This window comes from Acinetobacter sp. YH12094 (assembly GCF_013419295.1).
Classification (GTDB): Bacteria; Pseudomonadota; Gammaproteobacteria; order Pseudomonadales; family Moraxellaceae; genus Acinetobacter; species Acinetobacter amyesii.
Genome location: NZ_VPAK01000029.1, coordinates 1 through 25,165, shown reverse-complemented (window position 1 = coordinate 25,165; position 25,165 = coordinate 1). Strand labels below are relative to the sequence as shown.

The window sequence follows — 25,165 nt, the reverse complement described above, 5'->3', positions numbered from 1 at the left end:
TACCAGCGCACAGCCCAAAGAATGATTTCGCCCTGAAAATGCCGACCATGGAAAGGATTCATATGCTGCACCTTTAGCTAAAACAGTCTTCAGCTTACCATTCGTGGTTATTTGCAACAGTGCCCTTACTTCAAAGCCAAAATTTTTCGGGCACCATTAAGTACGAATAAAGAAACCAGTATGCCAATGATTAAGTCTGGATAAGCTGATCCCGTCCACGCCACGAGTACACCGGCAAATATAACGCCCATATTTACGACAACGTCATTCGCCGAGAAAATCCAACTGGCTTTCATATGTGCGCCATCTTCTCGATGACCAGAAATAAGATATAAGCATGTCACGTTAGCTATAAGTGCGAGCAGGCCAATAACAATCATGAGCGTTGATTCTGGCTCGCTTCCAAACATGAATCGTCTAATGACATCAACAATCACGATAACAGCAAGTAATAACTGAATCCAACCTGCGAAATGGGCTGCTTTTATTTGATATTTCGCAGCTTTTCCGACGGCATATAGCGCAATACCATAAACGGCTGCATCGGCAAACATATCTAGAGAATCAGCAATCAATCCCGTAGACGCAGCAATAATACCGCTGATGAATTCTATAAAGAAAAGTAGAGCATTAATACCTAATAACAGTTTAAGTACTTTAGCTTGTCTCACAGGATCAGGTTCATTAGGTATATCGCCTGAAGAAAGCTGTGTTTCATCAAGTTTCGCCCCAAAACCCAGTCCTTCGAGTTTAGCCGTAATTTGCTGAATCCCTTCATTATGGAAGACTTTCAGTTTTCGATTGGGAAGATCAAAAGTAAGACCTTTAACTGCTTCAATATCTGCAAGAGCCATACGGACCATTTGCTCTTCAGCAGAGCAATCCATTTTAGGAATGGTGTAGGTACTTGTTTGCTTAGCCTGTTGATTGCTTATATAAGTTTCAGTCTTCACAAGCTTTGCACCAAAACCCAAAGCTTCAAGTTTGGTGGTTATATTTTCATCTTTTTGATTATGTAGAACCTTTAAAGAACGGTTAGGTAAATCAAAGATGAGTTTTTGAACACCATCAATTGAAGATAGCGCCATACGAACCATCTGTTCTTCCGCAGAACAATCCATTTTGGGAACTAAGTATTCACTCATGTAGTGCGAATCTTTTAAAATATCTTCAGTGCTTAAATTTTCTTTGGGATCAGAACCATAACAGGATTGAGCGGTATCTTCACAACTGTTTGAAGTGTTACAGCAAGGAGATGAAGATTTTTTTTCTTCCTCTTCACCACAACAGCTAAGCGTATTATCACAATTCTTTGAATTGTTTGCTTCTGCAATTGATGGATGATTTTCTTGTTGAGATTTCTTATCTTCGCATGGTGTTTCTTTACTACATCCACAACCACTCATAATTATACCCATTAAAAAAATTATAAACTTTGAATATTAGAACCCCTATAGTTACTATAGAGTCAAGAATCTTTGGAAATACTAACTCAATGCATTTAAAAATTGGTGAACTCTCTAAAAAAACCTCATGTTCAGTATTAACAATTAGGTTTTATGAAAAGGAAGGTTTAATTCCGGAACCGGAAAGAACGGAAGGAAATTACCGCCTTTACGATGTAGGCTATGTTGAGCGAATTAAATTTATTTTGAATTGCCGAACTTTAAATATGAGTTTGAATGAAATTCGTCAATTACTTACCTATAAAGACAAACCTGAGAAAAATTGTTCAGATGTGAATGAATTAATTGACTTACATGTCAGTGCTATCAGAGAAAATATAATCAAGCAACAAAAGCTTATTGAACAACTATCTGATTTAAGAGGTACTTGTGATGGTTTATGTACAATTGACCAATGTGGAGTTTTAAAAAATCTAGCTTGATTATCTAGACCTATGCTTTTTTCAAAAAATCGGCACTGTTGCAAATAACCACGAATGGTAAGCTGAAGACTGTTTTAGCTAAAGGTGCAGCATATGAATCCTTTCCATGGTCGGCATTTTCAGGGCGAAATCATTCTTTGGGCTGTGCGCTGGTATTGTAAATATGGCATTAGCTATCGTGAACTGCAGGAAATGCTGGCCGAACGGGGTGTGAATGTTGATCACACGACTATTTACCGTTGGGTTCAACGTTATACGAATCTAAAAATGGGAGCCTATAGCTCCCATTTTTATTGTTAAACGTTGAATCCTATATGTTTTCCTGTTGGAAGCTCTACATCAATACGGAGCTTCCCACCCATTGCCTCAACATACTTTTTCAAGGTTGAAATCTTAAGATCATTGCCACGATTTTCTATTGCTGAAAGCGATGGCTGTTTTATTCCCAAAGTTTCAGCAAGCTCTTTTTGAGAAATTTCGAGTTCTTCACGAATAAGATGAAGCTGATTTTCTAGCAGTAATTCATCAGCCATTTTTTGAATACGGGCTTGGCTCTCTGGAGAGCGGCTAGCTAACAATTCTTGCAGAGTCTTAGCCATTAGATTTATCTCCTAGGGTAGTGAGATGAAGTTGGTATTGTTCATCTGCAATATCCAGCATGTCTTTATAAAAACGCTTTTTACCGCCTTTATCAGCAATACATAGAACAATAGCCTGTCGTAAGGGATCAAATGCGAAGAAAGCTCTTAAGGATCTACCGCGATGTTGAACACGCAGTTCTTTCATATTGGTAAATTTAGACTCATACACAGTATCTACTAAAGGACGGCCTAAACTCGGTCCCTGCTGCTGTAGAACAACCAGGGCAGCTAGGACCTTCTCTTGTGTAGGTTCATCTTGCTGTTCAAGCCACTGATTAAATAGATCTGTCGTAATGACTGTCCACATACCACAACCAAAATATAGATTATAGTCTATATTTTAGGGGCATTATGTTTGTTTTGCAAATGAGAAAGGATAGGCAATAAAAAAGCCCGACATCCTGTCGGGCTTTTCCATATTTGGCGCTTAGATCTGACTCCTGTCTGATCTCACGTTCCTTGTTGTTCATCTTATTCTTTTTATCTGGAGCATCCTGCTCTCTATGTCTTCATGATAGGAAATTTCCAGTATTGCGGATAGCAGCAAAGGGCCGAGATTGGTATGAGCCAGGGCTTACAAAATAGCCTAAATTTTATCCACAAAAAATGTGGATAATTTTGGACATTGAGGTATTGATAAAATTTGAAAAACCTCAAAACTGACTATTTTTTAGTCAAATTTATTGGCAAGAAGTATCAAAACCGCTCATAAAAAAAGCCGACTTGTTTCAAAATCGGCTTTTTGGTCATTTTTGGATTTTTCTATTTTTATTAAGTGGTTGATATTTAGATTAATATACAAGTGTATTGCGTATAACCACCATTATGTTAAATGAATGATAATTGACATTTTGTTCATTAATACTGATATGCAACGAATTTTATTATATGTCACCCCTCAATTACAAATATAAATGACTGCTCGTCTAATCATCTCCATTACACAATTAAATGTTAAAATGCATAGCTACTTCATCTAAGATAAAATATATGTATCCAAATCTACAGCACAGCTTCGAAAACAGCGTCATTCTCGTTGTAGAAGATGATTATGATATTGGTGACATTCTTGAAAAATACATAAAAAATGAAAACATGCAGGTCATCCGTGCATTGGATGGACAACAAGCTTTAGAGTGCCTAAAAGCCAACTCTATCGACCTGATTCTCCTTGATATTAAATTACCCAAACTAAATGGCTGGGAAATTCTACAAATCATCCGTCAAACAAGTCATTTACCTGTCATTATGCTGACTGCCTTAGATGATCAAGTGAATAAGATCATGGGGCTAAAAATGGGTGCTGATGACTTTATTATTAAGCCATTTAACCCAAACGAAGTGATTGCACGAATACAAGCCGTACTTAGACGAAGTACAAGCCAAAATATGGAAATAACTAATATTATTCGTTATAGAAATATTGAAATTAATCCAGATCATCATCAAGTTTACATTTCAAATGGTCAAAGAAATCAGTTGCTCAACCTTACGTTAACTGAGTATAAGATACTGTTTTTGATGGCAAAAACACCGAATAAAGTCTTTACACGTAATGAATTGATCCAAAACTGTATGCCTGAAAGTGATGCTTTAGATCGCACTGTAGATAGCCATATCAGCAAATTACGCAAAAAACTTGAAGAAAATGATGTAAATGGCTTATTAATCAATGTCCGTGGCGTGGGGTATCGCTTAGATCAAAATCATGAAATTTAACTTTTTTAAAAATTCTGTTGGAATTAACTTCCAGTTTATTATCATGATGAGCCTATTCAATTTAGGCATTACGCTGTTATCTTTCATGATTGGCTATTTTGTTTATAGCTGGGCGATAAAAATAGGTTTTCTAAATACACAAGTTATTAATTCAAATGAATTTTCAGTTACCTCCGTTGACTTTATCTGGCTGTTTTTAGTGCTATTAACAGGCTTTTTTCTTTCTACTATCCTCGCCTTTAAATATGGAAAACGCTATACACAGCCAATTAGTGATTTAGCAGATGTTATTCAACAAATTCAACAAGGCAATTTAGCACTCAGAATTAAACAGCCACATCATGATATTCCACATGAAATCAAGTCTCTTATTGAGAACTTCAATGAAATGGCAAACCAACTTGAAGTATCAGTTAAGAATTCAACTGTTTGGAATGCTGCAATTGCACATGAATTACGAACACCTGTGACAATATTACAAGGTCGCTTGCAAGGTATTGTCGATGGTATATTTATTGCCGATAAAGCTTTACACCTAAGCTTATTGAACCAAGTCGAAGGCTTATCTTACCTTGTGGAAGATTTACGGACACTGACACTTATTGAAAATAAACAATTACGATTAGAACTAGAAAAGACCAATTTAAAAAATAGTATTGAAAAATGTCTGCAGATGTTTAATGAACGGTTTCATGTTAAAGGTTTAACTATTGTTTTAAATTTGACGGATAAATTGGTTTGCGTTGATATAAGAAGGATGGAACAGGTCTTTATTGCATTGTTCTCTAACTTTCTAAGATATTCGAATGCTGGAAAAATAAATATTACATCTGTAACCACAGCAGAACATTGGGTATTGACGTTTGAAGATGAAGGTCCTGGTATTGATGAATCGCATCTTAAACACCTGTTCAAACCCTTCTATCGACTGGAAGACTCTAGATCATGTCTAGATGGCGGTACTGGATTAGGCTTGGCAGTGATTGATGCAATTATTGAAGCACACCAAGGTCATATTTATTATTCTAAATCCAAAAACTTAGGTGGCAGCTGTTTTACTATTCAACTAAATCGTAAGACATCAACTCATTTATAATGTGTTAAGTTCAGATTAATACGGCTTAATTTAAACCATAAATTTAAGATAAATTGATGTCTGAACTTAACCATTCTGTTTGATGATCCTCAAATAAATTTCATCACAATGAATTCTCATCTCGATATTTAGCTAGCATAAAAAATACCACAATGGAGAGTATCCCGATGATAATCCCTGCTGTTAATAATAAATTAACATGAGCTGAACTGAAGGCAATTTTACCTGCGTTAATCAATGCTGTACCTTGTTCAACGGGTAACTGGCTCGCCACTAAATAGGTATCACCAATCGAAAGTCTGGCTTTTTCTGCTAAAACAGCAGTTAAATCTGACGGCACTTGAAGATGACTGCCAAATATATAGGCCATGAAAACACCAAATAAAGTAATACCTAGTCCTGTACCCAGTTCATAACCTGTACTTTCAAGTGAACCTGCCGCACCGCCCTTTTCTGCAGGTACTGAGCCCATGATCGCAATGGATGAAGCTGTTAAACCAATACTCAGTGTTAATCCAATCGAAGCTAAAATAAAGGGAACGATGATTCCCGGATGATGAAAATCTGAATAACTCAAACTGACCAACGCAATTGCTGCCAATATTAATGACATGGTCGCAACCAGACGGAGTCCAAATTTATTGGATAAAAAACCAGCAATAGGCCCGCCAATAGCGGCCGCAACCATAATCGGAACCATAAAAAGACCGGCTTGCAGCGGTGTTAAACGAATGACATATTGCAGCTCCATTGCCAAAGTTAACTCAACCCCTGCCAAAGCGCCTGCAGCAACCATTGCCATAATAATGCCGGCTAAAATAGCAGGACGTGAAAATAGCGAAAGATCTAGCATCGGCTGAGGAGAATTCAGCTGTTTGCGTACAAATATGGTTAATAAGCCGATAGATAAAACGACCAAAGGCAAGACAATCAACAACGACTGTTTACCGCCTAAGCCTGCTTTTAGTGCATATACAAACGAAATCAAACCGACAATCAGCAATAGCGCTTGACCAAATGCCCAATGTCCAGGGGTTATAGCTTCTTTTCGGGACAATAAGAAATAGCACATTGGTGCGACAACCAGCATGATTGGGACGTTAATCAGGAAAACTGAACCCCACCAGAAATATTCTAACAATCCCCCACCAATGAGCGGTCCAATGGCGGCACCGGCTGATCCGATTGTGCCCCAAATACCCAGCGCAATGGCACGTTCGCGACTGTCTTCGAAGGTTCTGCGAATAATACCCAATACACAGGGCATAATCATGGCACCGCCTAATGCTAATAAAGCACGTGCGGCAATCAGCATAGAAGCCGTTTGGGAAAATGCCGCAAGGACTGAGGCAATTCCAAATATAACCAAGCCAATCAGCAGAATCTTACGATTGCCGACACGATCAGCCAAAGTTCCCATCGGAACTAAAAGTCCAGCCATAAGTAATGGATAAATATCAATAATCCATAAGACTTGGTTACTTGTGGCACTCAGCGATTGGGTTAATGAGGGAACCGCAACATGCAGTACAGTCATATCAATCACAATCGGCAGAAATGCAAGCACGACAGCGAGCAATATCCACCAGCGTTTCGGATCAAGATTGGTAGCTTTCATGATTAAACCTATATTGATGGTTTATTAAATCAATTCTGAAATAAAGATGTAAATGAAAGATTTGTTGTGGGCTAAACTCGTTAACCCACAGCTTTTATTCTCAGTTTTGATGCTTAATGTGCCGCTTTACGTTTCGAGAATTTCTCAACCATGCTCATGACGACAATAAAGAAAATCGGTACAAAAATAACAGCTAGAATTGTTGCGCTGATCATGCCGCCAAAGACGCCTGTACCAATCGCTTTTTGAGTTTCAGAACTAGCGCCACTGGCAATGACTAAAGGAATAACGCCACAGGTAAATGCCAAAGATGTCATTAGGATTGGACGTAAGCGCAATTTAGCGGCTGCAACGGTTGCCTCCACTAAACCCATTCCTTCTTCTCTTAGTGCTTTTGCAAACTCAACAATCAAAATAGCATTCTTTGCAGATAGACCAATAATCGTGATCATGCCGACCTTAAAGAAAATATCATTTGGCATACCACGTAACATTACTGCTAAAAAGGCGCCAATCAACCCTAGAGGGACAACTAGCATCACAGAGAATGGAATTGACCAGCTTTCATAAAGCGCTGCCAAGACAAGGAAAACGACTAACATCGACAACAGTAATAAAAACAAGGTTTGTGATTCCGACTGTTTTTCTTCTAGAGAAATCCCAGTCCACTCATAACCCACACCTTTCGGAAGTTGTTCAATCAAATTTTCCATCTCAGTCATGGCTTGTCCTGAAGATATACCTGCTGCTGGACTGCCAGAAATACTCAATGATGGACGACCGTTGTAACGATTGTATTGTTGTGGGGAATGTTGCCAAATTGGAGTAATTATTTCAGACATTGAAACCAATTTACCGCTTTGACTGTTCACCTTAATCTGAAGAATATCTTCAATACTCATGCGTGATTTGGCATCAAGTTGCACAATGACTTGCTGCATACGGTCATGATTTGGAAAATCATTGATATACATCGAACCCATTGAGGTTGAAATAATATCGGTCACATCACTGAAATTAACACCTAATGCCTGCAATTTATCTCTATCAATTTTAAGCTGTACAGAACTGCCATCTGGCAAACCTTCAGGATAGACCTCCGCCACGATTTTACTTTGTGCTGCTAATGCTAAAAGCTGATCTTGTGCTTCTCTTAAAGCAGGCATGCCAATATTGCCACGATCTAATAATCTCAGTGAAAAACCAGATGAGTTACCCAATTCATCAATTGCTGGTGGTAACACAGACATGGTTTGACCTTCTGAACTTTCAGCCATCGCTATATTGGCATTATTCACGACTTCTTGTGCCGTAATAGTACGCTCTTCGAATGGCAATAGATTGGTAAAATACATCGCTGTATTCTGACCAGATCCACTAAAACCAAAACCTAAGACCGCCATATTGTCTTTAATCCCCGTTTCTTGGTCTAAATAATTTTGAAACTCAGCAACGACTTTACGGGTACGTTCTTGAGTTGCATCCGCAGGAAGTTGAATCGAAGTCATAAACCACCCCTGATCTTCTTCTGGCATAAACGCAGTCGGAACGTGTTTAAAACTAAAAATCAGCACAATGACAATGCCTAAGAAACATAACATTGCGAGGGTTTTATGTTTAATTACTTTAAATAAACTGCGTTCATAGCGATTGTTCAGCTTCTCAAAACTGCGATCAAACGATGCAAAAACACCCTTTTTCTGATGGTCTTGATCAATCGGTTTTAACATCGTTGCACATAACGCAGGGGTTAATGTCAGTGCAAGGAAAGCTGAGAATAAAATTGAAACCGACATGGTAATGGTGAACTGACGATAGATAATCCCCACTGAGCCTGACGCCAATGCCATCGGCAAGAATACAGCGGCTAACACTAAGGTGATGCCAATAATCGGATTGGTAATTTCCTTCATGGCTTTAGATGTGGCTTCAACTGGAGATAAGCCTTCTGTCGCCATAATGCGTTCAACATTCTCAATGACCACAATCGCATCATCGACAATAATCCCGATCGCAAGCACCATACCGAACATGGTCAGCACATTAATCGAAAAACCAGCAAGCAGCATGACTGAGAATGTGCCAAGCAATGCAATCGGTGCAACAATCGCCGGAATTAAGGTGTATCGAACATTGTGTAAAAAGATAAACATGACAATAAAAACTAATGCCATAGCTTCAAGCAATGTCATGATTACTTTTTCAATCGAGATTTTTACAAAAGGTGCAGTGTCGTAAGGTATAGAGAATTTCATACCATCAGGCAGTGCTGAACCTAACTGTTCAATTTTCGCTTTAACACCTTCTGCAGTCTTGACAGCGTTGGCACCAGGACTCATTTGTATCGCCACAGCTGTAGAGGCTTTGCCATTTTCTAAAATCGCAAAGTTATACATCTGTGCCCCGATTTCGACACGAGCGACATCCGACAGTCGAACATTGGCGCCATTTTGTTGAGCACGTAAACTAATTTTCTTGAATTGCTCTACAGTTTCTAATTGACCTTGAGCAGTTAAAGGAATAGTAATTTGTTGCCCCGTCAAAGCAGGAACATCACCAATACGACCTGGTGATATCGGCAAGTTTTGGTTTTGGATGGCTGTATTCACATCTTGAATACTCAATCCATAAGAAACCAAACGATCTGGATCGACCCAAATCCGCATGGCTTTTTCAGCACCAAAATTTTGGACTTTACCAACACCGTCAACCCGCTTTAATTCTTCAATCACATAGCGAGTCATATAGTCACTGACATCAATTTCACTATATTTGCCATTCGGTGAACTTAAGCCCACCATCATTAAAAAACCAGACGACGCAGCATCGACCATCAGCCCTTGTTGTCGCACTGTTTGAGGTAAGCGTGACTCAATGGCTTTAATTTTGTTTTGCACATCAATTTGTGCAAGTTCTACATCTGTACCTGGTTTAAATGTTGCGGTGATTGTTGCTGTTCCAGAACTATCTGAACTTGAACTGTAATAAAGTAAGTTTTTGACACCTGACATTTCCCGCTCAATCAAGGTCACAACACTATCATTCAATGTTTTTGGCGTAGCACCTGGATAGATTGCCGTAATACTAATCTGTGGTGGCGCAACACTTGGGAATCGTGCAATAGGTAACTTGGGGATGCTTAGTACACCCAACAGAATAATAAATAAAGCAATCACCCATGCAAAAATAGGACGCCTAATGAAAAATTGGGACATTATTGCTGTCCTCCATTTTCCTTAATATTTGTAGGTTGCCACTGCTTAATTTTTAATTTTTGCTCAGGCTGTATACGATCAGCCCCTTCAACAATGACTTTCTCACCTGCTTGTAACCCTTGTTTGATCACATAGTTATTTTGATAACGTTGACCAAGCTGAACAGGCTTGCTTTGCGCTAAACCTTTTTGATTAACAATCGTAACATTGGCTTTACCACTAATATCATGTTGAATCGCTTGTTCTGGAACTAGGAGCGCATTTTCAACTTGAGCTCGGCTCATATTGACTCGAACATACATGCCTGGCAAAAGTTTTTGATTTTCATTATTGGCTAAAATACGGATTGTGACATCACCCGTATCAGGATCAACTTTAGTATCCGAAAATAGGATTTCACCTGTAACGTTATAAGGTTTACCCTGACTATTTAGGATTTCAACCGTATGTTTGGTATTTGACACGTCACCTTGCTGTAAAGCTTCCTGTAGTTTTTCATAATCACTAATTGATTGCTTTACATCAACATAGACTTTATTAATCTGTTGTATTACGGCCATTGCATTAGTATCACCTTGACCAACTAATGCACCCTCAGTCACTAAGATTTCACCAATCGTTCCTGAGATAGGGGCTGTAACAGTCGCATATTTAAGATTAAGTTGTTGTCTGCTTAACATGGCTTGCATTTGCGCCACATCGGCTTTTGCTTTTTGATAATCTGCTTCGGTATTGTTGTATTCCTGCTGACTAACCGCATTTACTTTTACTAATTCAGTGTAGCGTTTTAACAGCACCTGCAAACGTGTCACCTCAGCTTGTGCACGGTTTAAAGTGGCTTGATTGCTTTTTACATCTGCCTGAAATATTTCAGAATTCAATTTAAAAAGCGGTTGACCTGCTTGCACATAAGAGCCTTGCTTAAAAAGTACTTTATCAACAATTCCACCTACTTGCGGGCGAATTTCAGCAATACGGTAAGCGACAACACGGCCTGGAAGATTTTCAATTAAATTCATGGAATGCGGTAATACCGTGATGGTACTGACAACCGCTGGTGGCATTTCTGTTGGGGACTGTTCAGCATCTTTGGCTTGTGTACAGCCGATTAAAAGTACAGTTGTAATAAGTATTGAACCTATTAAATGATAATGTGTTGACATGCTTTTTCAGAGGGGGGGTTTTAGATACTACTATTTTGAAATAGCAGTGTTTATGAATTGCTGATGTTGTGTGGAGATTGTGTGGAGATTGTGTGGAGAGATTAAAAGATTTATTTTTTAATGACACGCTTAAACAGCGTGGCTTGTAAATTAGTATAAATAATTTTGTTGTTCTACAATTTTGATCGTATCTTAGTTTTTTCTCATAGTTCATGAACTTTAAAATTCTAAACCAAGACTAATATTTATATAAGCAATTGAAAATACAATACATAGTTTCTTTATACACTTATGAAGTGAACTTTAGGTGAACATAAGTTAAATAGAAATTTTTAATTAGTTCAGCACAAACGTACAATCTTTAAGGCCTATAACTCGATACCGTTCTCTCTTTGATGTTTATTGCTATCTAATTGAGTGAACTCTGTGGAAATATTTCTTTATACATTAAGCGTTATGTATAGCCCAGGCCCTGTAAATTTTATGGGGCTAAATTCTGGCCTTACAGGTCAATTAAAAAAGACTATAGGATTTTACCTAGGCATTGGTTTCGCCATGTTGATCTTATTCGTATTGTTTGGCTATATAGGTGAAGCTGTTATTCCACATGGATTGATTCATTATATTGCTTTAGCGGGTGCAATTTATACATTCTACTTGGCTATAAAAATGATTAGGGCGAATGTAGAAACAACTCAACAGCAAGAAAGCCATCTAACATTCTTAAATGGCTTATTTATTCAGTTATTAAATCCAAAAGCCATTCTCGTCATTCTACCTGTTACGACAATTATGTACCCTGCAGCCAAAATCACAGGAATCATGATCTTGATAGTTTCTTTACTGATTTCACTTGGTGCTGTTGGCGCACCATTCACCTATGCTCTGGTTGGAAAAGTATTAGGCAACAAAATTGCTAATCCTATCTGGTTTAATCGGCTAAATAAGCTGATGGGTATACTCTTGATTTTATCAGGGCTTTTTATGTTCAAAGATTTTCTTAATGGAATAAATCTGCTGTAGGACAAATTAGCCGTTCAAATCGAACGGCTATCTTTTAATATTTATCATTTTCCATTGAGTGGGAGTTAAACCAAATGTTTTTATAAAATGTCTGGTCATATGACTCTGATCAAAAAAGCCTGCATTTAAAGCAGCATTAACAATAGACTCCCCTTGAGCAAGGTAGAACTTAACTGTTTCTAAGCGACGCATGATCATATAACGGTGTGGGCTAGTTCCAAATAATAATCGGAAATCACGAGAAAGGCTCCAGCGGTCACGATCAGCATGTTTCTCTAAATCTGACAAACTTAAGTTTTCATGTGGATACGCCAAAATACACTCACGCGCTCTCTCTGCTGCCTTGTAGTCAAATTTTTTGTTTTGGTTAGATGAAGTATCTGAAATTTCACACAGTGTAGTTGCCAAATCAAATAGAGCATCTTCCTCTTCTAGGGTATCCATATAATTATTTATATTATTTAGAAAGCTATCCATTGCCCTAAACAGGCGAATATCATTACTTAAGCCATGTCTGATAAAAGGCAAAGGTTTACCCTTTAAAATGGTTTGGATCATCGCTGGTTCGATGTAAATCATTCTATAGCGATAGCCATCTAATGTTCCTGATTCACCATCATGCTTTTCATCCGGGTGTAGAACCATAGTCATGCCTGGCAAGCTATGTTGCAATGTACCTTTGTAATGAAAGTTTTGAACTCCGGAAAGAGTCCTGCCAATAGCATAAGTATCATGTCGGTGAGGTTTATAAGCATAATTGGAAAGAAATGCTTCAATTCTTTCTAATTTATGATTTTGAGTGGGGGATCTCACAATCCAATTATTTCCACTGGAGAAATCAGGCATAATTGATGGCCAATTTTTCGTAGATTCTATTGTAGATTATTTTTCACTTTTCCTAAAATTAACATAATACACCTTATACGAAACTGATATTTATTTTCCTTAAATATCAATGTTATATTCTAATCTTAATACCCCATTCTAGCCCGTATGGGGTTTTTTTATAATTATTCACGTTCCACGCTTAATATTTAAACAATGTTCCACGTTTTTGATTAGATATTTTAATCATTCCAGTAAGAGCCGAGCGAGTGTCTACGAGCGACCACCTGGCATTAAAATTTTGCCCCTGCCTTTTCCCTGATTACAAGCTCCCTTTTGCTTCATAACGAAAGATACAGAGCATCCCGAATGGGTGCGAACTTTGGAGCTTTTGCTTTTCAAAAAGTATGAGCGAAGCGAATACATTACCAATATTTTTGCTTTTAGATTTCACAAACAGGATTACCCAAAAACTGCCCCACGAAGCGAGGAACGAGCTTCAATAGAGTACGAGCTTTAGCGAGTACATAGGGCAGTTTTAAGTATTCCCCTCTTTTTTAATATTTTAAATATTTTTAAATATTTTTAGACCCCACTCAAAGCCATGCTGTGCGTGGCTTTGCAAGGTTTAACTATGAGGGATTGACGCATAACTATGAGGGATTGACGCATAACTATGAGGGATTGACGCATAACTATGAGGGATTGACGCATAACTATGAGGCGGTATATTATTCTCATAATTAATAATAAGGAATACAAAAATGAGTAAGCTCTTAGTAGTCAAAGCAAATAATATTATTGAAGCTAGTTATCAACTGTCTTTGAATGAACAGCGCTTAATTTTGGCGGCTATAGCCTGTATACCCAAAGGCGAAGAAGTGACAGATAACACAGGTTATTGCGTCACAAGGGAATCATTTATTGAGTTAGGTGTTAACCCAAAAACAGCAAGCAGAGAAATTAGAGAAGCATGTGATCGACTTTTTAATAGAGTTATCACAATAACAACTGAAGCAGGGACGTTTAAAACTCGATGGGTTCAAGACATCATGAAATACAATAGTGATTGGGCTTTGGCTAATCCTGAATTTATCCAAGAGGTGACAGGGAGCGATCCTTATGCAGAAGATTATATTTTGGCGGCAATAAGGTTTAGTAAGTCTGTATTACCTTTTATTAGTAACTTATCATCTAACTTCACACAATATTTTCTTCAAGACATAGCAGGAGTAAGTAGTGGGTATAGCGTTCGATTTTATGAATTAATGATGCAATTCAAGAGTACAGGTTATCGAAAAATAAGGCTTGATGACTTGCGCAATATGCTTGATCTGAATAATAAGTATCCATTAACGGCAGACTTAAAAAGATGGGTAATAGATACCGCAATTGATGAACTTAATGAAAAATCCCCCATTACAATCAAATATAAACTGTTAAAAACAGGGCGTAAGTTCACACACATAGAATTAAACTTTAAGCAAAAATTGTCACCTAAAAAAATAGAATCTCAGCGAGATCAAAAAACTATAGATATGTTCAGCAACTTATCTGACAGTCAAATTAAGACCTACAGTTCAGTATTATCTAAGGTTCATAGCATCTCTGACTTAGCCGACAATAAAGATTACCCAGCCTTTTCAATATGGATTTCCAATATTTTACGTGACCCTACATCCGTCCGAGAGGAAACCGCAAAGCGGATTTTTAAAGCATTGCGGACTGAGACAGACTTCAAAGACTAAGATTTTATATACATTACGTCATAGGGAATGCTGAGTACAGTTTACGGCAAGTCGGATATTTAGCTTGAATTTTATGTAAATAATACGCCTGATCTTTTTCAAGAAAGCCGTTCAATAAACCACTCTTATCAGTATAGAAACAACGTCCTTTTTCTCTATCCCATGCTAAAAAAGGAGTGGATGGCTTACTTATTGATATAACATCATTATTACAGTGAAGTAGTGCCAGTGAACTTACCTGATACTTTCTTGCTTGGTTACCATCTGGCGGATATGCTAAACCAATTATCAAATTTCCTTTTTTTATATTCTTAATTTTAAAATCGCCATTCCATTCATTTGGGCTAGAATATCTAAACCAAGCTATTAATGGGCGAAAAATAAAATTATGGTTAGAAAATTGAAATTTAGTCTGATTTTTATCTGATTCAAATGATTGAACCCTTGCTATAAATACCTCATTTGGTGAGTGTGGCATACATGCACTAAGATTTTGCGAACCCATGATTGTCGCTAAAATTCCACCCCATAAAATTAGTGTTTTTTGCATTATTTAGATATCTCAATATTTGGTAAGTCAAAAAGCTGTCTATCTCTATTTTCTGTTAAATACTCATTGAGTTCAGCGAGTATTTTTTCTTTGTTGGCTTCATTACTTTGCATCTTTTTAATTAAGTAAGAACCGAGCAAAATTTTACGTCTTGTATCGTCCTTTCTTTCTTGTTCCTTTTGCTTGGTTTTTTCTCTTGCATCAATAGCCTGTTTTTGAGCTTTTAACTGTTTCAACTTTTCTAATTGGGCTTCGATTTTCTTTTCAAGAGTTTCAGCAGCTTTTGTCATGATTCAGATTTCGGGATATAGAAAACCACTCAAGCATAAGGCCCTATGAATTGAAATTCAAGCGGGCTATATGCTATCGTGTTTTTCATGAAATGCGCACTTACGACTTGAATTTCATTCAAGTCATCGTTGCGTAAGGGGAATCCCCTTAACCCCAAAAAATTGCTACGCAATTTAAAAAGGCGAAAGAAAAAATGGCGATTTATCATTGCTCAACAAAAACAGTGAATCGAAGTTCGGGACGAACTGCGGTTGCATCGTCTGCCTACCGTTCAGGGGAAAAACTCAAAGATGAACGAACAGGACTAACCCACGACTTTACGAGAAAGGACGGTGTCGCCCATAGCGAAATTGTGTCTAACCTTGATATAGAAATAGACCGTAGCGAATTGTGGAACTTGGCGGAACAGTCCGAAAACCGCAAAGATGCTCGAACCGCTAGAGAATGGGTGATTGCCCTGCCTGATGAACTGGATGCAGATCAGCGCAAGGACTTGGCAAAAGAGTTTGCCCAATCGCTTGTTGATCGTTATGGCGTGATTGCAGATTTAGCCATTCACGAACCCAGCAAAGGCGGAAATGATAAAAACCATCACGCCCATATCATGCTGACCACCCGAAAAGCTGAATTAGACCCTGACAATAAACTCACTTTGACGACAAAAACCGATATTGAGTTAAGTAATGCCAAACGCAAAAGCCTAAATATGGGAACAACCCAAGACGACATCAAACAGATTCGGGAAACATGGGCGGACTTAGCCAATCACGCACTGGAGCGAGCAGGCTACCGAGAAAAAATAGACCACCGCAGCTATGCCGATCAGAACAATGGACTACAAGCCACCATTCATGAGGGGACTTCGGTCACTCAACTCCGTAGACAAGGCATAGACACCGAAATCAGCCGTTATAACGACCATGTGAAGCAACACAACGCCCAACACCTCAAACAACAGCAACAGCGCACAGACAGCGTTTTACAGCACGGTTTAAACCGTGCCGAGCAAGGCTTCAAGCAATGGCAGAAAAACCAAGAAGCTAAACGCCTAGAACAAGAACGCCAAGCCGAAATACAACGACAGCAAAAACTAGAGCAACAGCAAGCCAACCGTAAAGCATCACAAGACTTAGATCAGGGCGGAATGTACCGATGAGCAACCAAAACGACCTAGATGACCAGCTCTATATTTTACTGGCATCTATGAAAGAGTATCGAGAAGCCATAGCAGACGATAACAAGCGATTAGAAGCGTTTTACAAGGAAGTGGCTAGCGGAGTACTCAATAAGACCGAAAAACACCTAAAAAACGCCAATCAGAAGCAAATAGACGCACTCAACAACAGTATTCGAGAATTAAACAATGCAACCAATCAACTTGACTGGCGATTCATGGCAATCTACACCAGTGCTTTTGTTAGCTTGCTGATCGTTTTCTTTTTAGCATTATTTTTATATGTGCCGAGCATGGACGAAATCAAACAGCGTAGAGCAGACGTTGCATGGCTAGAACAAAAATACAGCCTAGATATTAAAAATTGCAATGGGAAGTCTTGCGTTCGCATCATGAAAAATGACTGTCACGGAGCGAATAAGGATTATTGTGTGATTGACCCAAAATAATGATTAGACAGTACTTTGCTCGGCTCTTGCCATCACCGAATCAATGACAGCAGTCGCAAAGTTGCCCGACTTTGAAACATGGCTAAAGCCATCTTTCAAAGCATCGAGCGATAGTCATCCAAAAATTTCGGAATGGCTATCCAACTGATGCAGTTCTAAAATATCGTCACCAACAAGCCTATAGATCAAGACTAAATCAGGCTTCACATGACAATCACGACAATTTTTAAACTCTGCACCACCTTTCAAGGGATGATCTAAATACTTTTCAGGCAAAGGATTATTTGCGACTAAACAATCTAATACTTCTGCCCATTCAGCCGTAACCAGTTCTAAATAACGTCTTTTAATATCACGTTTAAAAGAACTGGTTACGATAATCTTACGTTTAGCCATGTGCTTCTTCCGACATAGCTTTAATCGCTTCTTCTACCGTTTCGTACTCGGTGTACTCGCCATTTTCAATCTCTTTTAAAGATTGAAGTAACTTGGCTGCTGCTTTAGGAGTTAAAGCAGGTTCTCGTGCATAGTCAAAAGACAAAGGAATCGCTTTAGTTTTAACGATTTGATTCAAGAACAGTTTGAATGCTTGAGGCATAGTCAAACCATAGTCTTCCAAAATAGGGGTAACTTGTTCTTTTAACTCTGCTTCTAAGCGCATATTGAAATTGACTGCGGACATGATTCCCTCACTCAAAAACCATTAAAGTAAAGATAATATAAGTCATATTCTTTACTTTTTCATTACTTTTGATGTAATAAATGATTTCTGACAACTGAATTTCGTATAACAGCCATTATGTTAAATGTATAACTTTATAAAGTGTTAATTTTAAAGTCTTCCAATGTTTTGCCTTTTTCTTCTAATAAATTATGAACAAACTCAGGCTCTAATTTCAGCATCAGTTCAATAGCATCATGGATTTTCCAAAATTGTAATTCAGGATGATCTATTATTTGGATTAAATGGTTTTTAATTAAAGGAATATATTCATCGTATTTTTCATCATCAATTAACCAAAATAAGCGACTAATATCAAATGGTTCTGTATTAGATATTTCTATAATCTTTTGTATAGGATGAAATATTTTTATTCTAGCCTGTTCACCAAATCCTAGATCAGCTTGGAATGCCCAATAACGAACAAAAGCTCTAAGTACATGCTGAAGTGTATCATCATAACCATGTAAACGATGATCTATATAACCAACTAATTTATTTTCATTTAATAAATTTACTAATGCATCAAAACCAGAGGATTGTCCCCAATTAGTCAGAAGTTTTGCTGCCTCAAATACAATATTTTCATCAGAAGAATTTAATAAATTTATGACTTGTTCTATACGATCTTCAGGAATATCTTCTGGATCTAAATCTGTTGCATCACATGCGTAATCTGCATGAGTAGGAACGTCATGCAGTAATACAGAAATTTCTTTATTCATTAAGCCACTCATTAATAATTATCTTAAGATTTTCTAAAATTAACATAATACACCTTATACGAAACTGATATTTATTTTCCTTAAATATCAATGTTATATTCTAATCTTAATACCCCATTCTAGCCCGTATGGGGTTTTTTTATAATTATTCACGTTCCACGCTTAATATTTAAACAATGTTCCACGTTTTTGATTAGATATTTTAATCATTCCAGTAAGAGCCGAGCGAGTGTCTACGAGCGACCACCTGGCATTAAAATTTTGCCCCTGCCTTTTCCCTGATTACAAGCTCCCTTTTGCTTCATAACGAAAGATACAGAGCATCCCGAATGGGTGCGAACTTTGGAGCTTTTGCTTTTCAAAAAGTATGAGCGAAGCGAATACATTACCAATATTTTTGCTTTTAGATTTCACAAACAGGATTACCCAAAAACTGCCCCACGAAGCGAGGAACGAGCTTCAATAGAGTACGAGCTTTAGCGAGTACATAGGGCAGTTTTAAGTATTCCCCTCTTTTTTAATATTTTAAATATTTTTAAATATTTTTAGACCCCACTCAAAGCCATGCTGTGCGTGGCTTTGCAAGGTTTAACTATGAGGGATTGACGCATAACTATGAGGGATTGACGCATAACTATGAGGGATTGACGCATAACTATGAGGGATTGACGCATAACTATGAGGCGGTATATTATTCTCATAATTAATAATAAGGAATACAAAAATGAGTAAGCTCTTAGTAGTCAAAGCAAATAATATTATTGAAGCTAGTTATCAACTGTCTTTGAATGAACAGCGCTTAATTTTGGCGGCTATAGCCTGTATACCCAAAGGCGAAGAAGTGACAGATAACACAGGTTATTGCGTCACAAGGGAATCATTTATTGAGTTAGGTGTTAACCCAAAAACAGCAAGCAGAGAAATTAGAGAAGCATGTGATCGACTTTTTAATAGAGTTATCACAATAACAACTGAAGCAGGGACGTTTAAAACTCGATGGGTTCAAGACATCATGAAATACAATAGTGATTGGGCTTTGGCTAATCCTGAATTTATCCAAGAGGTGACAGGGAGCGATCCTTATGCAGAAGATTATATTTTGGCGGCAATAAGGTTTAGTAAGTCTGTATTACCTTTTATTAGTAACTTATCATCTAACTTCACACAATATTTTCTTCAAGACATAGCAGGAGTAAGTAGTGGGTATAGCGTTCGATTTTATGAATTAATGATGCAATTCAAGAGTACAGGTTATCGAAAAATAAGGCTTGATGACTTGCGCAATATGCTTGATCTGAATAATAAGTATCCATTAACGGCAGACTTAAAAAGATGGGTAATAGATACCGCAATTGATGAACTTAATGAAAAATCCCCCATTACAATCAAATATAAACTGTTAAAAACAGGGCGTAAGTTCACACACATAGAATTAAACTTTAAGCAAAAATTGTCACCTAAAAAAATAGAATCTCAGCGAGATCAAAAAACTATAGATATGTTCAGCAACTTATCTGACAGTCAAATTAAGACCTACAGTTCAGTATTATCTAAGGTTCATAGCATCTCTGACTTAGCCGACAATAAAGATTACCCAGCCTTTTCAATATGGATTTCCAATATTTTACGTGACCCTACATCCGTCCGAGAGGAAACCGCAAAGCGGATTTTTAAAGCATTGCGGACTGAGACAGACTTCAAAGACTAAGATTTTATATACATTACGTCATAGGGAATGCTGAGTACAGTTTACGGCAAGTCGGATATTTAGCTTGAATTTTATGTAAATAATACGCCTGATCTTTTTCAAGAAAGCCGTTCAATAAACCACTCTTATCAGTATAGAAACAACGTCCTTTTTCTCTATCCCATGCTAAAAAAGGAGTGGATGGCTTACTTATTGATATAACATCATTATTACAGTGAAGTAGTGCCAGTGAACTTACCTGATACTTTCTTGCTTGGTTACCATCTGGCGGATATGCTAAACCAATTATCAAATTTCCTTTTTTTATATTCTTAATTTTAAAATCGCCATTCCATTCATTTGGGCTAGAATATCTAAACCAAGCTATTAATGGGCGAAAAATAAAATTATGGTTAGAAAATTGAAATTTAGTCTGATTTTTATCTGATTCAAATGATTGAACCCTTGCTATAAATACCTCATTTGGTGAGTGTGGCATACATGCACTAAGATTTTGCGAACCCATGATTGTCGCTAAAATTCCACCCCATAAAATTAGTGTTTTTTGCATTATTTAGATATCTCAATATTTGGTAAGTCAAAAAGCTGTCTATCTCTATTTTCTGTTAAATACTCATTGAGTTCAGCGAGTATTTTTTCTTTGTTGGCTTCATTACTTTGCATCTTTTTAATTAAGTAAGAACCGAGCAAAATTTTACGTCTTGTATCGTCCTTTCTTTCTTGTTCCTTTTGCTTGGTTTTTTCTCTTGCATCAATAGCCTGTTTTTGAGCTTTTAACTGTTTCAACTTTTCTAATTGGGCTTCGATTTTCTTTTCAAGAGTTTCAGCAGCTTTTGTCATGATTCAGATTTCGGGATATAGAAAACCACTCAAGCATAAGGCCCTATGAATTGAAATTCAAGCGGGCTATATGCTATCGTGTTTTTCATGAAATGCGCACTTACGACTTGAATTTCATTCAAGTCATCGTTGCGTAAGGGGAATCCCCTTAACCCCAAAAAATTGCTACGCAATTTAAAAAGGCGAAAGAAAAAATGGCGATTTATCATTGCTCAACAAAAACAGTGAATCGAAGTTCGGGACGAACTGCGGTTGCATCGTCTGCCTACCGTTCAGGGGAAAAACTCAAAGATGAACGAACAGGACTAACCCACGACTTTACGAGAAAGGACGGTGTCGCCCATAGCGAAATTGTGTCTAACCTTGATATAGAAATAGACCGTAGCGAATTGTGGAACTTGGCGGAACAGTCCGAAAACCGCAAAGATGCTCGAACCGCTAGAGAATGGGTGATTGCCCTGCCTGATGAACTGGATGCAGATCAGCGCAAGGACTTGGCAAAAGAGTTTGCCCAATCGCTTGTTGATCGTTATGGCGTGATTGCAGATTTAGCCATTCACGAACCCAGCAAAGGCGGAAATGATAAAAACCATCACGCCCATATCATGCTGACCACCCGAAAAGCTGAATTAGACCCTGACAATAAACTCACTTTGACGACAAAAACCGATATTGAGTTAAGTAATGCCAAACGCAAAAGCCTAAATATGGGAACAACCCAAGACGACATCAAACAGATTCGGGAAACATGGGCGGACTTAGCCAATCACGCACTGGAGCGAGCAGGCTACCGAGAAAAAATAGACCACCGCAGCTATGCCGATCAGAACAATGGACTACAAGCCACCATTCATGAGGGGACTTCGGTCACTCAACTCCGTAGACAAGGCATAGACACCGAAATCAGCCGTTATAACGACCATGTGAAGCAACACAACGCCCAACACCTCAAACAACAGCAACAGCGCACAGACAGCGTTTTACAGCACGGTTTAAACCGTGCCGAGCAAGGCTTCAAGCAATGGCAGAAAAACCAAGAAGCTAAACGCCTAGAACAAGAACGCCAAGCCGAAATACAACGACAGCAAAAACTAGAGCAACAGCAAGCCAACCGTAAAGCATCACAAGACTTAGATCAGGGCGGAATGTACCGATGAGCAACCAAAACGACCTAGATGACCAGCTCTATATTTTACTGGCATCTATGAAAGAGTATCGAGAAGCCATAGCAGACGATAACAAGCGATTAGAAGCGTTTTACAAGGAAGTGGCTAGCGGAGTACTCAATAAGACCGAAAAACACCTAAAAAACGCCAATCAGAAGCAAATAGACGCACTCAACAACAGTATTCGAGAATTAAACAATGCAACCAATCAACTTGACTGGCGATTCATGGCAATCTACACCAGTGCTTTTGTTAGCTTGCTGATCGTTTTCTTTTTAGCATTATTTTTATATGTGCCGAGCATGGACGAAATCAAACAGCGTAGAGCAGACGTTGCATGGCTAGAACAAAAATACAGCCTAGATATTAAAAATTGCAATGGGAAGTCTTGCGTTCGCATCATGAAAAATGACTGTCACGGAGCGAATAAGGATTATTGTGTGATTGACCCAAAATAATGATTAGACAGTACTTTGCTCGGCTCTTGCCATCACCGAATCAATGACAGCAGTCGCAAAGTTGCCCGACTTTGAAACATGGCTAAAGCCATCTTTCAAAGCATCGAGCGATAGTCATCCAAAAATTTCGGAATGGCTATCCAACTGATGCAGTTCTAAAATATCGTCACCAACAAGCCTATAGATCAAGACTAAATCAGGCTTCACATGACAATCACGACAATTTTTAAACTCTGCACCACCTTTCAAGGGATGATCTAAATACTTTTCAGGCAAAGGATTATTTGCGACTAAACAATCTAATACTTCTGCCCATTCAGCCGTAACCAGTTCTAAATAACGTCTTTTAATATCACGTTTAAAAGAACTGGTTACGATAATCTTACGTTTAGCCATGTGCTTCTTCCGACATAGCTTTAATCGCTTCTTCTACCGTTTCGTACTCGGTGTACTCGCCATTTTCAATCTCTTTTAAAGATTGAAGTAACTTGGCTGCTGCTTTAGGAGTTAAAGCAGGTTCTCGTGCATAGTCAAAAGACAAAGGAATCGCTTTAGTTTTAACGATTTGATTCAAGAACAGTTTGAATGCTTGAGGCATAGTCAAACCATAGTCTTCCAAAATAGGGGTAACTTGTTCTTTTAACTCTGCTTCTAAGCGCATATTGAAATTGACTGCGGACATGATTCCCTCACTCAAAAACCATTAAAGTAAAGATAATATAAGTCATATTCTTTACTTTTTCATTACTTTTGATGTAATAAATGATTTCTGACAACTGAATTTCGTATAACAGCCATTATGTTAAATGTATAACTTTATAAAGTGTTAATTTTAAAGTCTTCCAATGTTTTGCCTTTTTCTTCTAATAAATTATGAACAAACTCAGGCTCTAATTTCAGCATCAGTTCAATAGCATCATGGATTTTCCAAAATTGTAATTCAGGATGATCTATTATTTGGATTAAATGGTTTTTAATTAAAGGAATATATTCATCGTATTTTTCATCATCAATTAACCAAAATAAGCGACTAATATCAAATGGTTCTGTATTAGATATTTCTATAATCTTTTGTATAGGATGAAATATTTTTATTCTAGCCTGTTCACCAAATCCTAGATCAGCTTGGAATGCCCAATAACGAACAAAAGCTCTAAGTACATGCTGAAGTGTATCATCATAACCATGTAAACGATGATCTATATAACCAACTAATTTATTTTCATTTAATAAATTTACTAATGCATCAAAACCAGAGGATTGTCCCCAATTAGTCAGAAGTTTTGCTGCCTCAAATACAATATTTTCATCAGAAGAATTTAATAAATTTATGACTTGTTCTATACGATCTTCAGGAATATCTTCTGGATCTAAATCTGTTGCATCACATGCGTAATCTGCATGAGTAGGAACGTCATGCAGTAATACAGAAATTTCTTTATTCATTAAGCCACTCATTAATAATTATCTTAAGATTTTCTAAAATTAACATAATACACGTTATACGTAATGCTTGATATTTCTCTTTAAATATCATTATATTAAAGCAAGCCGTTCTGAAATATAGGGCACCAGCAGAGCGGCTTTTTATTGATTATTCATGTTCCACGCTTAAAATTCGAACAGTGTTTCATGATTTTTATAAGTTAAACTAAATTGGCACTGTTGCAAAGTTAGCGATGAGGCAGCCTTTTGTCTTATTCAAAGGCCTTACATTTCAAAAACTCTGCTTACCAGGCGCATTTCGCCCAGGGGATCACCATAATAAAATGCTGAGGCCTGGCCTTTGCGTAGTGCACGCATCACCTCAATACCTTTGATGGTGGCGTAAGCCGTCTTCATGGATTTAAATCCCAGCGTGGCGTTGATTATCCGTTTCAGTTTGCCATGATCGCATTCAATCACGTTGTTCCGGTACTTAATCTGTCGGTGTTCAACGTCAGACGGGCACCGGCCTTCGCGTTTGAGCAGAGCAAGCGCGCGACCATAGGCGGGCGCTTTATCCGTGTTGATGAATCGTGGGATCTGCCACTTCTTCACGTTGTTGAGGATTTTACCCAGAAACCGGTATGCAGCTTTGCTGTTACGACGGGAGGAGAGATAAAAATCGACAGTGCGGCCCCGGCTGTCGACGGCCCGGTACAGAT

General features: G+C 37.9%; 27 protein-coding genes and 2 pseudogenes. 11 read left to right on the top strand and 18 right to left on the bottom strand.

Annotated elements, in window-relative coordinates; translation table 11 throughout:
• Positions 1 to 125: 125 nt before the first annotated feature.
• Positions 126 to 1,406, bottom strand: a complete 1,281-nt coding sequence (locus tag FTU34_RS15495) for a cation transporter (RefSeq protein WP_005237495.1) — start codon at positions 1,404 to 1,406, stop codon at positions 126 to 128.
• An 89-nt stretch (positions 1,407 to 1,495) separates the two neighbouring features.
• Here FTU34_RS15495 and cadR point away from each other — a divergent pair, with 89 nt between their 5' ends.
• Together cadR and FTU34_RS15485 are read left to right on the top strand one after the other, a co-directional pair.
• Positions 1,496 to 1,888: a Cd(II)/Pb(II)-responsive transcriptional regulator gene (cadR, locus tag FTU34_RS15490; RefSeq protein ID WP_000550240.1), complete on the top strand. Its 393-nt coding sequence runs from the start codon at positions 1,496 to 1,498 to the stop codon at positions 1,886 to 1,888.
• A 93-nt stretch (positions 1,889 to 1,981) separates the two neighbouring features.
• Positions 1,982 to 2,143: pseudogene (locus tag FTU34_RS15485) on the top strand (IS6 family transposase); the annotation flags it as partial.
• 41 nt (positions 2,144 to 2,184) lie between these two features.
• Here the strand turns inward: FTU34_RS15485 and FTU34_RS15480 are convergent.
• Both FTU34_RS15480 and FTU34_RS15475 read right to left on the bottom strand, forming a co-directional pair.
• Complete coding sequence (locus FTU34_RS15480; RefSeq protein ID WP_005237493.1) at positions 2,185 to 2,487, bottom strand: helix-turn-helix domain-containing protein; 303 nt, start codon at positions 2,485 to 2,487, stop codon at positions 2,185 to 2,187.
• Positions 2,480 to 2,836 (bottom strand): type II toxin-antitoxin system RelE/ParE family toxin, encoded by a 357-nt coding sequence (locus FTU34_RS15475; protein WP_115736331.1) that lies wholly within the window; start codon positions 2,834 to 2,836, stop codon positions 2,480 to 2,482. Before FTU34_RS15475 ends, FTU34_RS15480 begins: the two co-directional genes overlap by 8 nt.
• 683 nt (positions 2,837 to 3,519) lie before the next feature.
• Between FTU34_RS15475 and adeR the strand changes: the two genes are divergently transcribed.
• On the top strand, positions 3,520 to 4,248 hold the full coding sequence (gene adeR, locus FTU34_RS15470) for an efflux system response regulator transcription factor AdeR (RefSeq protein ID WP_032073130.1): 729 nt from the start codon (positions 3,520 to 3,522) through the stop codon (positions 4,246 to 4,248).
• Positions 4,238 to 5,344: a two-component sensor histidine kinase AdeS gene (adeS, locus tag FTU34_RS15465; RefSeq protein ID WP_032073131.1), complete on the top strand. Its 1,107-nt coding sequence runs from the start codon at positions 4,238 to 4,240 to the stop codon at positions 5,342 to 5,344. The genes adeR and adeS overlap by 11 nt, the downstream gene beginning before the upstream one ends.
• A 103-nt stretch (positions 5,345 to 5,447) precedes the next feature.
• On the opposite strand, the gene FTU34_RS15460 is transcribed toward adeS, so the two are convergent.
• From FTU34_RS15460 to FTU34_RS15450, 3 genes are all read right to left on the bottom strand, one after another.
• A complete protein-coding gene (locus FTU34_RS15460; protein ID WP_032073148.1) occupies positions 5,448 to 6,962 on the bottom strand; it encodes an MFS transporter in 1,515 nt (504 codons plus the stop codon).
• A gap of 113 nt (positions 6,963 to 7,075) precedes the next feature.
• The gene (locus FTU34_RS15455) at positions 7,076 to 10,180 is read right to left on the bottom strand and encodes a multidrug efflux RND transporter permease subunit (RefSeq protein ID WP_270915313.1); all 3,105 of its coding nucleotides are present in this window, start codon (positions 10,178 to 10,180) and stop codon (positions 7,076 to 7,078) included.
• Entirely contained in the window at positions 10,177 to 11,340 is a 1,164-nt protein-coding gene (locus FTU34_RS15450) for an efflux RND transporter periplasmic adaptor subunit (protein WP_032073150.1), read from the bottom strand. Before FTU34_RS15450 ends, FTU34_RS15455 begins: the two co-directional genes overlap by 4 nt.
• 426 nt (positions 11,341 to 11,766) lie before the next feature.
• On the opposite strand from FTU34_RS15450, the gene FTU34_RS15445 reads away from it, so the two are divergent.
• Positions 11,767 to 12,363, top strand: coding sequence for a LysE family translocator (locus FTU34_RS15445; protein ID WP_074163998.1), 597 nt, complete (start codon positions 11,767 to 11,769; stop codon positions 12,361 to 12,363).
• Between the two features lie 27 nt (positions 12,364 to 12,390).
• On the opposite strand, the gene FTU34_RS15440 is transcribed toward FTU34_RS15445, so the two are convergent.
• Positions 12,391 to 13,209: an AraC family transcriptional regulator gene (locus FTU34_RS15440; protein ID WP_032073151.1), complete on the bottom strand. Its 819-nt coding sequence runs from the start codon at positions 13,207 to 13,209 to the stop codon at positions 12,391 to 12,393.
• Positions 13,210 to 13,952: 743 nt separating this feature from the next.
• On the opposite strand from FTU34_RS15440, the gene FTU34_RS15435 reads away from it, so the two are divergent.
• The gene (locus tag FTU34_RS15435; RefSeq protein WP_180036282.1) at positions 13,953 to 14,936 is read left to right on the top strand and encodes a RepB family plasmid replication initiator protein; all 984 of its coding nucleotides are present in this window, start codon (positions 13,953 to 13,955) and stop codon (positions 14,934 to 14,936) included.
• 13 nt (positions 14,937 to 14,949) lie between these two features.
• Here the strand turns inward: FTU34_RS15435 and FTU34_RS15430 are convergent, their stop codons facing one another.
• Positions 14,950 to 15,486, bottom strand: a complete 537-nt coding sequence (locus FTU34_RS15430; RefSeq protein WP_225554447.1) for a hypothetical protein — start codon at positions 15,484 to 15,486, stop codon at positions 14,950 to 14,952.
• Positions 15,486 to 15,776 (bottom strand): mobilization protein, encoded by a 291-nt coding sequence (locus FTU34_RS15425; RefSeq protein ID WP_180036283.1) that lies wholly within the window; start codon positions 15,774 to 15,776, stop codon positions 15,486 to 15,488. The genes FTU34_RS15430 and FTU34_RS15425 overlap by 1 nt, the downstream gene beginning before the upstream one ends.
• A gap of 194 nt (positions 15,777 to 15,970) precedes the next feature.
• On the opposite strand from FTU34_RS15425, the gene mobQ (FTU34_RS15420) reads away from it, so the two are divergent.
• Positions 15,971 to 16,933 carry a MobQ family relaxase gene (gene mobQ / locus FTU34_RS15420; RefSeq protein WP_180036284.1) on the top strand — a complete coding sequence of 321 codons (963 nt, stop codon included), beginning with the start codon at positions 15,971 to 15,973 and terminating at the stop codon, positions 16,931 to 16,933.
• Positions 16,930 to 17,400: a hypothetical protein gene (locus tag FTU34_RS15415; protein ID WP_180006188.1), complete on the top strand. Its 471-nt coding sequence runs from the start codon at positions 16,930 to 16,932 to the stop codon at positions 17,398 to 17,400. Before mobQ (FTU34_RS15420) ends, FTU34_RS15415 begins: the two co-directional genes overlap by 4 nt.
• 114 nt (positions 17,401 to 17,514) lie before the next feature.
• On the opposite strand, the gene FTU34_RS15410 is transcribed toward FTU34_RS15415, so the two are convergent.
• The 3 genes from FTU34_RS15410 to FTU34_RS15400 form a co-directional block, all read right to left on the bottom strand.
• Positions 17,515 to 17,796 carry a type II toxin-antitoxin system YafQ family toxin gene (locus FTU34_RS15410; RefSeq protein WP_001129137.1) on the bottom strand — a complete coding sequence of 94 codons (282 nt, stop codon included), beginning with the start codon at positions 17,794 to 17,796 and terminating at the stop codon, positions 17,515 to 17,517.
• Positions 17,789 to 18,082: a type II toxin-antitoxin system RelB/DinJ family antitoxin gene (locus tag FTU34_RS15405; RefSeq protein ID WP_004870963.1), complete on the bottom strand. Its 294-nt coding sequence runs from the start codon at positions 18,080 to 18,082 to the stop codon at positions 17,789 to 17,791. Before FTU34_RS15405 ends, FTU34_RS15410 begins: the two co-directional genes overlap by 8 nt.
• Before the next feature lie 134 nt (positions 18,083 to 18,216).
• Positions 18,217 to 18,846, bottom strand: coding sequence for a hypothetical protein (locus tag FTU34_RS15400; RefSeq protein WP_078194520.1), 630 nt, complete (start codon positions 18,844 to 18,846; stop codon positions 18,217 to 18,219).
• Positions 18,847 to 19,570: 724 nt separating this feature from the next.
• Here FTU34_RS15400 and FTU34_RS15395 point away from each other — a divergent pair.
• A complete protein-coding gene (locus FTU34_RS15395; protein WP_180036282.1) occupies positions 19,571 to 20,554 on the top strand; it encodes a RepB family plasmid replication initiator protein in 984 nt (327 codons plus the stop codon).
• A 13-nt stretch (positions 20,555 to 20,567) separates the two neighbouring features.
• Here the strand turns inward: FTU34_RS15395 and FTU34_RS15390 are convergent, their stop codons facing one another.
• Both FTU34_RS15390 and FTU34_RS15385 read right to left on the bottom strand, forming a co-directional pair.
• Positions 20,568 to 21,104, bottom strand: a complete 537-nt coding sequence (locus FTU34_RS15390; RefSeq protein ID WP_225554447.1) for a hypothetical protein — start codon at positions 21,102 to 21,104, stop codon at positions 20,568 to 20,570.
• Positions 21,104 to 21,394, bottom strand: coding sequence for a mobilization protein (locus tag FTU34_RS15385; protein ID WP_180036283.1), 291 nt, complete (start codon positions 21,392 to 21,394; stop codon positions 21,104 to 21,106). Before FTU34_RS15385 ends, FTU34_RS15390 begins: the two co-directional genes overlap by 1 nt.
• A gap of 194 nt (positions 21,395 to 21,588) precedes the next feature.
• On the opposite strand from FTU34_RS15385, the gene mobQ (FTU34_RS15380) reads away from it, so the two are divergent.
• Entirely contained in the window at positions 21,589 to 22,551 is a 963-nt protein-coding gene (gene mobQ, locus FTU34_RS15380; protein ID WP_180036284.1) for a MobQ family relaxase, read from the top strand.
• Complete coding sequence (locus tag FTU34_RS15375; protein ID WP_180006188.1) at positions 22,548 to 23,018, top strand: hypothetical protein; 471 nt, start codon at positions 22,548 to 22,550, stop codon at positions 23,016 to 23,018. Before mobQ (FTU34_RS15380) ends, FTU34_RS15375 begins: the two co-directional genes overlap by 4 nt.
• Positions 23,019 to 23,132: 114 nt before the next feature.
• On the opposite strand, the gene FTU34_RS15370 is transcribed toward FTU34_RS15375, so the two are convergent.
• From FTU34_RS15370 to FTU34_RS15355, 4 genes and pseudogenes are all read right to left on the bottom strand, one after another.
• On the bottom strand, positions 23,133 to 23,414 hold the full coding sequence (locus FTU34_RS15370; RefSeq protein ID WP_001129137.1) for a type II toxin-antitoxin system YafQ family toxin: 282 nt from the start codon (positions 23,412 to 23,414) through the stop codon (positions 23,133 to 23,135).
• Positions 23,407 to 23,700 carry a type II toxin-antitoxin system RelB/DinJ family antitoxin gene (locus tag FTU34_RS15365; protein WP_004870963.1) on the bottom strand — a complete coding sequence of 98 codons (294 nt, stop codon included), beginning with the start codon at positions 23,698 to 23,700 and terminating at the stop codon, positions 23,407 to 23,409. The genes FTU34_RS15370 and FTU34_RS15365 overlap by 8 nt, the downstream gene beginning before the upstream one ends.
• A 134-nt stretch (positions 23,701 to 23,834) precedes the next feature.
• Positions 23,835 to 24,464, bottom strand: a complete 630-nt coding sequence (locus FTU34_RS15360) for a hypothetical protein (RefSeq protein WP_078194520.1) — start codon at positions 24,462 to 24,464, stop codon at positions 23,835 to 23,837.
• Positions 24,465 to 24,728: 264 nt separating this feature from the next.
• A pseudogene (locus tag FTU34_RS15355) lies at positions 24,729 to 25,165 on the bottom strand (IS6-like element IS26 family transposase); the annotation flags it as partial.